Source organism: Mesorhizobium sp. Z1-4, from assembly GCF_004000235.1.
Lineage (GTDB): Bacteria > Pseudomonadota > Alphaproteobacteria > Rhizobiales > Rhizobiaceae > RCIO01.
The window spans coordinates 119,559-132,149 of sequence record NZ_RCIO01000002.1 but is presented as its reverse complement, the minus strand read 5'-3'; the positions used below and the strand labels follow the sequence as shown (position 1 = coordinate 132,149).

10 protein-coding genes and 1 riboswitch are annotated in these 12,591 nt (G+C 63.9%); of the genes, 4 read left to right on the top strand and 6 right to left on the bottom strand.

Annotated elements, in window-relative coordinates; all coding sequences use genetic code 11:
* Positions 1–12 precede the first annotated feature (12 nt).
* Positions 13–759, bottom strand: coding sequence for a monofunctional biosynthetic peptidoglycan transglycosylase (gene mtgA, locus EP165_RS07635; protein WP_501981662.1), 747 nt, complete (start codon positions 757–759; stop codon positions 13–15).
* Positions 760–861: 102 nt separating this feature from the next.
* Between mtgA and EP165_RS07630 the strand changes: the two genes are divergently transcribed.
* Together EP165_RS07630 and EP165_RS07625 are read left to right on the top strand one after the other, a co-directional pair.
* Complete coding sequence (locus tag EP165_RS07630) at positions 862–1,767, top strand: polyprenyl synthetase family protein (protein ID WP_127521130.1); 906 nt, start codon at positions 862–864, stop codon at positions 1,765–1,767.
* A 95-nt stretch (positions 1,768–1,862) separates the two neighbouring features.
* Positions 1,863–4,364 (top strand): hybrid sensor histidine kinase/response regulator, encoded by a 2,502-nt coding sequence (locus EP165_RS07625; RefSeq protein WP_245440076.1) that lies wholly within the window; start codon positions 1,863–1,865, stop codon positions 4,362–4,364.
* A gap of 31 nt (positions 4,365–4,395) precedes the next feature.
* Here EP165_RS07625 and ispG read toward each other — a convergent pair whose 3' ends face one another.
* A complete protein-coding gene (gene ispG, locus EP165_RS07620) occupies positions 4,396–5,649 on the bottom strand; it encodes a flavodoxin-dependent (E)-4-hydroxy-3-methylbut-2-enyl-diphosphate synthase (RefSeq protein WP_127521128.1) in 1,254 nt (417 codons plus the stop codon).
* Positions 5,650–5,812: 163 nt separating this feature from the next.
* Between ispG and EP165_RS07615 the strand changes: the two genes are divergently transcribed.
* Entirely contained in the window at positions 5,813–6,670 is an 858-nt protein-coding gene (locus EP165_RS07615; RefSeq protein WP_127521126.1) for an RNA polymerase factor sigma-32, read from the top strand.
* A gap of 3 nt (positions 6,671–6,673) precedes the next feature.
* Here EP165_RS07615 and EP165_RS07610 read toward each other — a convergent pair whose 3' ends face one another.
* The 4 genes from EP165_RS07610 to thiB form a co-directional block, all read right to left on the bottom strand.
* On the bottom strand, positions 6,674–8,155 hold the full coding sequence (locus EP165_RS07610) for a M48 family metalloprotease (protein WP_127521124.1): 1,482 nt from the start codon (positions 8,153–8,155) through the stop codon (positions 6,674–6,676).
* A 175-nt stretch (positions 8,156–8,330) separates the two neighbouring features.
* A complete protein-coding gene (thiQ, locus tag EP165_RS07605) occupies positions 8,331–9,044 on the bottom strand; it encodes a thiamine ABC transporter ATP-binding protein (RefSeq protein ID WP_127521122.1) in 714 nt (237 codons plus the stop codon).
* A complete protein-coding gene (thiP, locus tag EP165_RS07600; protein WP_127521120.1) occupies positions 9,041–10,663 on the bottom strand; it encodes a thiamine/thiamine pyrophosphate ABC transporter permease in 1,623 nt (540 codons plus the stop codon). Before thiP ends, thiQ begins: the two co-directional genes overlap by 4 nt.
* A 15-nt stretch (positions 10,664–10,678) precedes the next feature.
* Positions 10,679–11,680 (bottom strand): thiamine ABC transporter substrate binding subunit, encoded by a 1,002-nt coding sequence (gene thiB / locus EP165_RS07595; protein ID WP_501981673.1) that lies wholly within the window; start codon positions 11,678–11,680, stop codon positions 10,679–10,681.
* Positions 11,681–11,722: 42 nt separating this feature from the next.
* Positions 11,723–11,838, bottom strand: a riboswitch (TPP riboswitch).
* Between the two features lie 95 nt (positions 11,839–11,933).
* Here thiB and EP165_RS07590 point away from each other — a divergent pair.
* A complete protein-coding gene (locus EP165_RS07590; RefSeq protein WP_127521115.1) occupies positions 11,934–12,590 on the top strand; it encodes a thiamine diphosphokinase in 657 nt (218 codons plus the stop codon).
* The last annotated feature ends 1 nt before the right edge of the window (position 12,591 follow it).

The window sequence follows — 12,591 nt, the reverse complement described above, 5'->3', positions numbered from 1 at the left end:
GCTGGTCCGGTGTCAGCGCAGACAGCCGACATAATCTCCTGCCTGCTGTGCGCGCCGCTCTACAATCGCGGCGAGATTGCTCAGCCCGCTGCCCGGATTGGCGGGATCTCGCGCACCGGGATTTGGCAAAGTCACCGCAAGCAGCGCCGCCTGGCGGCGCGTCAATGCTTTAGCCGACCGGCCGAAATAGTGTTGCGCCGCGGCCTCGGCGCCATAGATGTTCGGGCCCCACTCGGCGATATTCAGATAGATCTCCATGATCCGCTGCTTCGGCACGACCGCATCGAAATAGATTGCCAGCGGCACCTCCAGAGCTTTTCGCACATATGAGCGTCCGTGCCACAGAAACAGGTTCTTCACGGTCTGCATGGGGATTGTCGAAGCTCCGCGCAGGCCCTCGCCCGCCAGGGCGTCCTGGACCACGGTGTTCAGAGCCCCCCAATCGACACCGCCATGCGAACAGAACTGACCGTCTTCCGACATCACGACGGAATAGGGCAGCACCGTACCCATTTCTTCAAAAGCCACCCAGTCGCGCCGGTAGCCCTGGAACGTGACAAGATCCTTCACCATCAGCATCGAGACCGGATGCAACGCCGGCAGCCGGTACATCGGTGTGAGCACAATGGGCAGAAGCACGACAACTGCCAACGCAAGCGACAGGCGCCGCAGCCAGCGCCACAATCGCCGGCGCGGCTTTGCCGCCGTCGCACCACGGCCGGACTTCCTCTTTGTTTTGGATTTTGTCTGCTGCGCCAAACGGACCGACTCCGATTGCCGCAACCGAATAGCGGGCGGCGCCGCCGGGCGCAACGCCGCACGCGGCTTGACCGGACGGACGTTTGGCTGCATTGCCCGCCCATGGACCACGAATTCGAGAAACGGCTGGCACGCTGCGCGGACGAAACCCAGCGCCTGCTGGAAAAGCTGCTGGACGCGCAGCTCCGCGCCGGCGAAATCGCACGGCCGGAGCGGCTGCTCGCCGCAATGCGGCACGGCGCACTCAACGGCGGCAAACGACTGCGGCCGTTTCTGGTCATGGAAAGTGCCGCGCTCTTCGGCGCCAAGCCAGCCGCATCGCTCCGCATAGCGGCAGCGCTTGAATGCATACACTGCTATTCGCTGATCCATGACGACCTGCCGGCCATGGACGATGACGACCTTCGCCGCGGCCAGCCGACGGTTCACCGGGCCTTCGACGAGGCGACCGCCATCCTGGCCGGAGACAGCCTGCTGACCTACGCCTTCGACATCATTGCCGACGACGAAACGGCGCTGTCGGCGAAGGCGCGGCTCACACTGGTGGCGCTGCTTGCACGCGCGGCCGGACTTGGCGGTATGGCAGGCGGTCAGATGCTCGACCTCGACGCAGCCGCATCGGCACCCGGCGAACAGCAGATCATTACGCTCCAGGCGATGAAGACGGGGGCACTGATCCGGTTTGCCTGCGAAGCCGGCCCGGTGATCGCCGGCGCGCCGGAAGCCGACCGCGAGCGGCTGGCTGAATTCGGTTCGGCGATCGGACTGGCGTTTCAGCTTGCCGACGATCTGCTCGATGTAACGTCGACAACCGAAAAACTGGGCAAGGCGACCGACAAGGACGCGACGGCAGGCAAGGCGACACTCGTGGCGCTTCACGGCGCGGACTGGGCACGGCGCCAGCTCGACGGGCTGGTCGGCCAGGCAACCGCGCTGCTTGCACCCTACGGGTCTGCGGCGTTGCATTTGACCCAGGCCGCAACGTTCGTCGCAACGCGTGAAACCTAGGCAACAACGCGCCTTCAAGAATTGTGTTGCAGCGTTAACAGCCGTTTAATCCGAATGAACGATCTTTAGCCTCTGTTGAGTACAGGGGTACGACCATGTCTTCGGTCATCACGCGCCAGTATATGCGCACGCGTTTCTTCGCGATCCTAGCCGGTTTCATACTCGCAGTCAGTGCCGGCTCCGCCTACAACTACTGGCAGGCAGAAACGGCGAAAACGCATGTGCGCTTCGGCGCGGTCATCGGCCTGATGGCCGACGCTACCGACGAAGTCATCTATCACGCGCTCCGCCTCGATCACACGCGCCACTCTTTGTCGGCCAACGGCCATTCGAGCCACGGGGACAGCACCTCCGTGGATACCGTCAAGGCCGATTTGCAGGCCGCGCTGGACAGGCTCGCCGCAGCTTACGATGCGATCCGCGCTGCCGCCGATGGCGATGTTGGCATGGGCGAAAGCCAGTCGATCTCGGCCGAAGAGGACCGGGCTGCGGGCCTGGCCGCGCCGGCCGCGGCCGACAACACGATCATCGCCAGCATCGCTGGTCTGCCGCTTCCTGAAACGCTGCGCCCCCTGTGGGACGGCGACGGGCTGGGAGCCTCGCTGCGACGCGACGTGAAGGAAGTGCTCACCCACGCAAACCGTCTCTCGATATTCCGCAGCTACACCAGCTCCACGGCGCAACGTGTGTTTCGCCAGTTGAGCGAGGCCGCAAACGAACGCGTCAGCCCGCACCTGTCGGCAACGCTGGACCGGCTGCACGGCGACATGGTCGGCAGCTACAGCACGCTGCAATACACCTTGATGGTCGTGGCCGCGACGATGGTTCTTGCGGCAGTTCTGTTTGGCGTACGTGTGTTCGGCCCCATGATGCGCAATATCGAAGACGCGCAGAAATCGCTTCAGGACGCGAAGGAAATCGTCGAGGCGGAAAAGGTGCGGGCCGAATCCGCCGACCGAGCGAAGTCGGAATTCCTCGCCAATATGAGCCATGAAATCCGGACGCCCATGAACGGCGTCATGGGCATGGCCGAACTGCTCGCGCGCACGGAACTCGACTCCCGCCAGAACATGTTCGTCGACGTGATCGTAAAATCGGGCAACGCACTGCTCACAATCATCAACGACATTCTCGATTTCTCGAAAATCGATGCCGGGCAGATGCATCTCGATCCAGCACCCTTCCTCATCGGCGAGGCCGTGGAGGATGTTGCAACGCTGGTATCCACCCGTGTCGCCGAAAAGGACCTCGAGCTGATCGTCAGGGTCGCGCCCGACCTGCCATCGAGCCTTGTGGGCGATATCGGCCGGTTCCGTCAGATCACGACCAACCTTGTCGGCAATGCGGTGAAATTTACCGAGCGCGGCCATGTGCTGGTCGAGGTGTTCGGCAAACCCGTCGAAGACAGCAGCATCATGGTTACGGTCCGTGTCGAAGACACCGGAATCGGCATCCCGGAAGACAAGCTTGCATCGGTGTTCGAGAAGTTCGCGCAGGTCGACGCCTCGTCCACACGCCGTCACGAAGGTACGGGGCTCGGGCTTGCCATTGCCACCCGCCTGGTCGAGTTGATGGGCGGAGAGATCGGCGCCGAAAGCACGCCCGGCAAGGGTTCCGTGTTCTGGTTCAGCGTGCCGATGCCGATCGACGCTTCGGCTGTTCGTGTGAAGCCTGTCCCCTTCGATGTCAGCGGCGCGCGGGTTCTCGCCGTCGACGACAACGCGATCAACCGCGACATCCTGACGGAACAGCTCAGAAACTGGGGCTTCGACGGCGCCGCCGTCGAAAGCGGAGAACTGGGCCTCGCTTTCCTGAAGCGTGCCTCCGAGATCAATGCAGACGTGGATTGCATCATCCTCGACTTCCAGATGCCGGGGATGAACGGCGTCGAGGTCGCCCAGAGGATCAGGCAGTCGGGCATCAACGCGTCGGTGCCGATTATCCTGCTGACATCGGTAGACCAGTCTGAAACCAGTCTGCTGGCCAGCAGATACGGCATCAACGCACAGCTGACCAAGCCGGCGCGCTCTTCGGCCCTGCTTGAGACGATCGTCAATGTTCTTCAGGTGAAACGGTCCGAGGAAGCCCCGAAAGACGCTGCGGCGGCGCCCAAGCCGCTGAAGCCCGAACCGGCAAAGCGGCAAGCCGCCGCGCAGGCGCCCGTTGCCATAAAATCGCCCAACGACGCGCCGCGCAATCCGGCCTCGATCGACGTTCTGGTTGCCGAGGACAACGAGGTCAATCAGCTCGTCTTCAGCCAGATTCTCGATGGGCTGGGGATCTCGTACCGCGTCGCATCCAACGGGCGCACCGCGGTGGAACTCTACAAGGCACTGCACCCCTCGATCGTGTTGATGGATGTTTCGATGCCGGAGATGAACGGTCTCGAGGCGACCGCCGCAATTCGCGACATCGAAAAGGGCACGGAAACCCATACACCGATTATCGGCATCACCGCGCATGCCCTGAAAGGCGACCGGGAACGTTGCCTTGAGGCCGGGATGGACGATTATCTTACCAAGCCGATCTCACCGGACCGGCTGTCAGGCAAGATCGAGACCTGGATGTTCGGTCAGGCAGAGGCACTTTCGGCCTGATGCCAAGGGCGCGGCGTCGGATGCCGCGCCTTTATTCGGCGGCCGCTTTGCCGCCCGGGCCGAAGCGGGTTTCAATGTAGTTCGCGACCATCTCCTGAAAATCGTCGGCGATTTTAGGGCCGCGCAGCGTCGCGGCTTTCACCCCGTCGATGAAGACGGGCGCCGCCGGCGTCTCGCCCGTGCCAGGCAGTGAGATGCCGATATCGGCGTGTTTGCTTTCGCCCGGACCGTTGACGATGCAGCCCATGACCGCGACCTTGAGCTGTTCGACGCCCGGGTATTTCTCGCGCCACACCGGCATATTTGCCTTGAGGTCCGCCTGGATCTTCTCGGCTAACTCAAGAAACACCGTCGAGGTCGTGCGCCCGCATCCCGGGCACGCCGCCACGACCGGCGTAAACTGCCGGAACCCCATCGTCTGAAGCAATTCCTGCGCAACCTGCACCTCACGCGTGCGATCGCCGCCGGGCTCGGGCGTGAGCGATATGCGGATCGTGTCGCCTATACCCTGCTGCAGCAGAATACCCATCGAGGCAGACGATGCGACAATGCCCTTGCTGCCCATTCCGGCTTCCGTGAGGCCAAGGTGAAGCGCGTGGTCCGAGCGCTTTGCAAGTTCGGAATAGACCGCGATGAGATCCTGCACGCGGCTGACCTTGGCCGACAGGATGATACGCTCGCGCGCCAGGCCGATTTCCTCGGCCAGCTCTGCCGACAGCAGCGCCGACTGCACAATCGCCTCACGGGTCACTTCGTCGGCCGTCATCGGCGATCCATTGGCCTGATTGTCGTCCATCAGCCTGGTCAGGAGCTCCTGGTCGAGCGACCCCCAGTTGACCCCGATCCGCACCGGCTTGTCGTGGCGTATCGCCGTTTCCACGATCGCTGCGAACTGCCGGTCCTTCTTTTCGCGGAAACCTACATTTCCGGGATTGATCCGGTATTTGGCCAGCGCCTCGGCGCAGGCAGGGTGATCGGCAAGAAGCTTGTGACCGATATAATGAAAATCGCCGATCAGCGGCACTTCGACACCAAGCCTGGCCAGCCGGTCGCGTATCTTCGGCACGGCTGCAGCGCTTTCATCGCGGTCGACGGTGATGCGCACAAGTTCGGAGCCGGCGCGGTGCAGTGCGGCCACCTGAGCGACGGTCGCGTCAATGTCCGCGGTGTCCGTATTGGTCATCGACTGGACGACGACGGGTGCCTCGCCGCCGACGGTCACGCCGCCGACAGGCACCGCGACCGAGACGCGGCGCGGTAGTGGGGCGCCTGAATATCCGCTCATGCCGCAACCTTTCCGGCCCGAATTTCGTTGCTGCTCAGGTGGCGAACCCTCCGGCTGATGTCAATGGGCGGTGTCGGGCGTTCACGTTTGCGTAATCGCGGCGGTTTCGCCTTCGGTTCGCCGCACAGGACGCCCACATTGGCAACAACCTGGGAGAGCCGCCATGCAGGAGCCACCCGCCAACAGCCTGATCCGCAGCGCCATGAGGGCGCCGTATCTGGAACGCGACGAAGAGCAGGAGCTTGCCGTCCGCTGGAAGGAACAGCGCGATCAGGACGCACTTCACCGCATCACAATGGCGCATATGCGCCTGGTCATCGCCATGGCGGCCAAGTTTCGCGGCTTCGGCCTGCCAATGGCCGATCTCGTGCAAGAGGGCCATGTCGGCCTGCTGGAGGCAGCGGCCCGCTTCGATCCCGGGCGTGAAGTCCGCTTTTCCACCTACGCCACATGGTGGATACGGGCGTCGATCCAGGATTACGTCCTGCGCAACTGGTCGATCGTGCGGGGCGGAACCAGCTCGGCCCAGAAAGCCCTGTTTTTTAACCTGCGGCGGCTTCGCGCCCGCCTTGCAGTTGGCGGCGAGATGCTGACATCGGCCGACATCTACGAACGCATTTCGGATACGCTGGGCGTGTCGTCCGCCGATGTCGAAATGATGGATGCACGCCTTTCGGGTTCCGACACCTCGCTCAACGCCCCGCTGAGCTCGGAAAACGAAAATGCCAGCCGCCAGGACTTTCTGGTTTCGGACGCCCCCGGCCCCGACGAGCTTGCCGGAGACACGATCGACGATGAACGCCGCTCCGAATGGTTGCATACCGCGCTCGGAACCCTGAACGACCGTGAACTGCGCATCATCCGGGAACGGCGGCTGCGCGAATCCGGCGCCACGCTGGAATCGCTCGGCGAGAAACTCGGCATTTCAAAAGAGCGCGTGCGCCAGATCGAAGGGCGCGCACTGGAGAAACTGCGCGCCGCCCTGCTGGAGGCACATCCGCAGCTGGGCTCGCCTGCCTGACCCTCACCTGTCGGTGACGATCTTCACCTTCTCGCCGGCAGACAGGCTGGCCCCCGGTGCCAACCCGTTGAGAAGCCTGAACAGGGCTACCTTGTCGCTGACGCCGGACATCTGGGCGGCGAGCGAAGCCACGCTCTGCCCACTGCGCACCGTCAGCACCCTTACCCTGAGCGGTTCCAGTGCCGCCTGTTCTGCGTCGGAAAGCACCCTGAAGCTTCCAGTGACTGCACCGTCCACCCGACCGAGCGCCGCGCTATCGGCCGGGGCCGCGGTCAAAAGCCGGTACACCTGCGAACCCGCCCGCACCACGGTGATTGCGAACTGCCAGCCATCCGCGGTGGCGCGCGCGCGCGCAGCCTCGCTTCCGTTGATGACATCGGGCCGGATGCTTCCGGGCACCAGCCCCTGAACCCAGCCCGATTGCAGATAGTCGGAAAGTGCAACACGCCGGCTGAGTGTGACACCGTCAAATCTCACTGCGGTATCGCCGGGGCCGGCCGCGGTCACCGCTACAGCCGAATTGTCGATCACGAAACCTTCGGGCACCGAGAACGAGACACCCAGCCGAGGATGCAGGAAGGTGCGCCCGCGCACAAAACCTTCCTCCGGCGTGTCGCCGAAGAGCATACCGTCCACGCCCGCCAGATAGGCATCGCGGTCACGCGCGCCCTGCTCGCCTTGCGGGCCGTATTGTCGCGCATGGCGGCGCGCGAGTTCGATACGCTGCGGCGCGTTTGGATGCGATGCTAGGAAATCCAGACTGGCGTCGTTGCTGCCACTCACCGAGCGCAGGTCGGTATAGCCAGCCATCGACTGCAGGAAGCGCGACGCGGCAAACGGATCATAACCGGCCTGCGCGGAGGAGCGAATGCCGATCGCGTCGGCTTCGAGTTCCTGATTGCGCGAGAACTGCGCCAGCCTGAGCTTGCCGCGCACCAGCGCCACCTGCGCGTTGGGGCTGCTTCCAAGCACATCGTTGACAACCTGCGCGGCGAGAACCTCCTCGGCCTCTTTCTGCTGCCGCTGGATGCCGTGGTTGGCGGTCACATGGGCCATTTCATGCGCGATGACCGCCGCAAGTTCGGAAGAATCGTTGACCAGCGCCAGGAGCCCGCGAGTGACATAAAGATAACCGCCCGGCAGCGCGAACGCGTTCACATTCGGCGAATTGAGGATCGTAACCCGGTAGGCCTGGGTCGGATCGTCCGAGACCGCCGTCAATCGCCCAACGACCTTGGCCACCATGCGCTCAAGCTTCGGGTCGGAGTATTCGCCGCCATAGGTCGCCAGGATGCGCGGATGCTGCTCGCGTGCAATGCCGGCCAGCCGGTCGTTGCGGGTGACGGTATCGACCGTCACCGGCGCACTGGAGGGCCTGAACGCGCTGCTGTTGCCGAAATCGATGCCCTGACACCCTGCGAGCAGCACGAGCATACCCGCCAGCGCCAGCCACCGCGTGGCGGGACCGGACTGGCTGTCGATCATGCTGGACGTGCGGGTGCGAAACAGGTTCCGATTCCTTTCAGGCAGTTACCTGCGGTATAGCAGTGCAGCCGCTGCCCGCCAGCCGCGCGAAGGCGCGCCCGCGACATTAACGCGAACGCGTTGCGCAAATGACGCGCAATTATGTCGCTATCCGGGCAATGACAGGCTGTGGAGCTTATTCGGAACCGACATATCGCCGGAAGGCTTCCGGCATGTCAGGCCCGAAAAACATGCTCACGGGACCGCTTGCGGCAATCGTACCCGCTTCCAGATAGAGCATTGTGTCGGCAATGCGCTCAGCATCATCGGGGTGATGGGTGGCCATCAGCACCGTCATTCCGCGTTCCGCACTGAGTTCGCGTACCAGCGCGATCATGTCGGCGCGCAACGCCGGGCCCAGGGCGGCGAATGGTTCGTCGAGCAACAGCACCGGACGGTCGCGCACCAGAACCCGGGCCAGTGCCACGCGTTGGCGCTCGCCGCCCGAGAGCGTGGCCGGCGGACGCTTTTCCTTGCCGCCCAGTCCCACCCGTTCTATCGCCGCGCCCACATCGGCTCGTCCCCGCTCGTCCAGCTTCAGAGAGGGCGAACGCCCCAGCGCAACATTCGCAAATACATCCAGATGACCGAAGAGGTTGTTTTCCTGAAACACCATGGAGACGGGCCGGCGCGCTGGCGCGTCCCGGGCCACATCCCTGCCGCCAATCAGTATCGCCCCGCTGCCCGGTGTTTCGAACCCCGCTATCAAATCGAGCAGCGTCGATTTGCCCGACCCGCTCGGGCCCATGAGCGCCGCGACACTGCCCGATGCCAGCGTGAAATCGAAGCTGAACTTTTGGCCGCCGCGATTGAGCCGCACATCGCGGCAACTGATATCGGCTCCGCTCATCTTGTCCTCCGCGACGCCCAGTCGGCAAACATCATCAGCGCAAAACAGAGCGTGCCCAGCATCAGCGCGACGCCGGCCGCGTCTTGTGTGCGATAGGCGCTCAAGCGTTCCAGAAGAAGATAGGGCAGCGTTTTCACATATTCGCTGCCGAACAGCGCAATGACCCCAAGATCGCCCAGCGACAGCGCCATCGCGAAGGCAAATGCTGTGGCGAGCGGACGTCTGAGCGGCGGCCAGTCGATCAGCCGCAACCGCGCCAGACCCGAAATGCCGAGCTGAGCGCACAGCCGCTCATGCCGTGCTGACGCGCTGTCATAGGCAGGCCGGATGGCGCGCATGGCAAAGGGCATCGCCATGATGGCGTTGACCGTGACAACCATGACAGGCGCCGCCGCAAACACCCCGGCGCCGCTTTGCCGCAAAAGTACAAACCAGCCTGCCCCAATCACGATTGGCGGAATGACCAGCACGAGCGCCGCACCCTGATCGGTCATTCGCTCCAGTATTCCGGGCGACCGAAGCCGGCCCCTGCGCAGCTCGAGCGCCCGGCGCGCCATGACCAGCGAAACGGAGAGCGCGACCGAAAGCGACGCCGCGAGCAAAGCCAGCACCAGGCTCGTGACCGCCGCGTCTCGCACGCTCGCCTCGCCAAGAAGCCGCATCAGATCGGCATCCAGCCCCGCAAGCACGATTGCCGCCATCGGGCCAGCAACGAACAGGAACCCGGCGGCAAGGATGACAGCGTTGACGAGTTTTTCCGTTCCGGACGTAAACAGGCCGGTCCTGCCGGACACGGAAAGAAATGCCTCGCCGGCGATTTGTGCGCCAAGGCGAGCGGCCACAGCGACGACGACACCGGTCAGGACCAGCTGCACGAAGGTCAGCGTGACGGCCCGCCCGGGGTCGAAATCGAAACGCAACGCCTGATAGATCGCGACTTCCAGCGTCGTCGCCGCCGGGCCGCCGCCCAGAAGAAGAACGATGGTGAAGGAGGTGATGCACAGCATGAAGACGAGCATTGCAACACCGGGCAGCGCCACGCGCACCGCCGGCCATTCGACCAGCCGCCACGCCGACCAGGAACTCATGCCGAGCTGCGCCTCGAGCCGTCGATGGTCGGCCGGAATGGCGTTGAAGGCTTCGAGGAACATGCGGGCAGCGAGCGGCATGTTGAAAAACACATGCGCGACGAGAATGCCGCTGAGACCATAGATGCCCGGCCAGTCGTCGCCTGTCAGTGTGCTCAGGACGTCGGCGAAAATCCCCGCCCGCCCGAGCAATGCCAGAACGCCGAGTGCGGCAACGATTGCCGGCAGGGCCAGCGGCACACCGAACAGCCAGACGATCGCCCCGCGTCCGGGGAATGCGGGTAGCCGCGCCAACGCCCGGGCGACGAAGATGCCCGGCAGAACCGAGAGCACGGTCGACAGCAACGCCTGCCACAAGGTGAAGCGCACCACGCGCATCAGGTAGCCGTCCAGTGCGGACGCAGCACCCGACCAGTCGGACCCGGCTTCCCATATGAGACCGGCCGCCGCCCCGCCCATGACAAGGCCGATCGCGCCGAGCGCCAGCGCGCCCGGCAGAATGCGGCCACGAATGGGGGCGGCGGCAGGCATAAGTTTACCTGCGGTCTATTTGCTCATCACCGAAAGCCACTCCTCGACCCAGGCCTTGCGGTTCTCGGAGACGATTGCCGGATCGACCAGCAGCGGCTCTTCGGGCCGGATCATGTCGGCGAAGACCGGGTTGAGCGGCTCGGTGGTCGCGCCGGCCGGGAACATCCAGTTGGTTTCCGGAATCACGTCCTGGAACCCGGGACCTGTCATGAACTGCAGGAACTGCGCCGCGAGCGGGTTGGCCGCGCCCTTGGTAGTGATCCCTGCAACCTCGATCTGGATGTAATGCCCTTCGGCGAACTCGGCGGCCTTGTAGCGCTCCTCACGCTCCGCGATGAGGTGGTAGGCAGGAGAGGTCGTGTAGGAAAGCACCATCTGTGCCTCGCCCGACGTGAACAACCCGTAGGCTTCGCTCCAGCCGGGCGTCACCGTCAGCACACGGCTCTTTAGGCTTGCCCATGCTTCGGCGGCGTCGTCGCCATAGACGGCCTTCATCCACAGGAGCAGGCCGAGGCCGGGTGTCGAAGTCCGGGGGTCCTGGATGGCGATCTTCGGCCCCTCGGCATCTTCAACCAGCTCCTTCAGGCTCACCGGCGGCGTGTCCACTGTTTGCGTGTCGTAGACCACGGCGAAATAGCCAAAGTCGTAGGGAACGAAGGTTTCGTCCGACCACCCCCCCGGTACGCTGATATTGGCAAGGTCGATGCCGTGGGGAGCGAACAGTCCGGTTGCCTGCGCCTCTACCGTGAGATTTGTGTCGAGCCCCAGCACGATATCGGCGCTTGTCTCCGCACCTTCAAGCTTGAGCCTGTTGAGCAACGCGACACCGTCGGCGACACCGACAAATTCGATCGTACAGGCGCACTCGGCCTCGAATGCCTCTTTTACCTTGGGTCCGGGACCCCATTCGGTATTGAAGCTCTCATATGTGTAGATCGTGAGCGTGTTTTCCTGCGCCGCGGCAGCGAGAGCGCCGACGGTGAGCAGGCCGGTTGCGATAAGTGTTGTAGGGATCATGCGCATCGGCGCCTCCTTCTGTTTCGTTGAACGGGATGGCGCCTTGGCAAAGCGTCTAATCCCTCCGCCGGTGCAAACCGGATCAGGTTCAGCGGGTTGGCAGGGTTTCCCCTTGGCCTCTCAGCCGGATCGAACGTCCGGCACCCCGTTAGAGCGACGCCACCATTAAGCTTCCCGCCGCCCCGACGCAACAGCCGTTTTCAAGGGCTGGCCGCTTCCACTGCGCCGATGCTCCGTGATAGGAGCGCGCGCCATGAGCCAGAATTCGAAGCGAACGACGATACTTCTCGCCGGTGACCTCACTCCGACCCCGAGACTACGGGCGCAGATTGGCGGGACCCGCGTGATCGCGGCCGATTCCGGAATCCGGTACGCCTCGGCGCTCGGCCTGTCGCCGGATCTGTGGGTTGGCGACTTCGACTCAGCGACCGACGATCACCATGCCGAGCATGGCGACGTCCCGACGGCACGGTTTCCGGCTGAGAAAGACAAGACCGACGGTGAAATCGCCATCGAAGTCGCGCGCAGCGACGGTGCGACCGAGATTATTCTCGCTGGCGCCTTTGGCGGCGAACGGGCCGACCATGCCTTTCTGCATCTGACCACCGCGATGCGCGCGGCCGAGAGCGGCCTCCGGGTTCTGCTGACAAGCGGCACGACTGAGGCTGTACCGCTACTGCCGGGCGATGCCGAGTTCGATTATCCGCGAGGTACGGTGTTTTCGGTTCTGGGCTTCGGCGATCTGGCCGGGCTGACGCTGCGCGGCGTCAAATGGCCGCTTGACCGCCGCTTCGTCACTTTCGGCTCGTCGCTCACGATATCCAATGAGGTCGAAACCCGGCTGACCGCAAGTCTTGAGGCGGGCCGGGCCATGCTGGTCGCCAATCTGCCCGTTGACGCGGCGGCCTGAC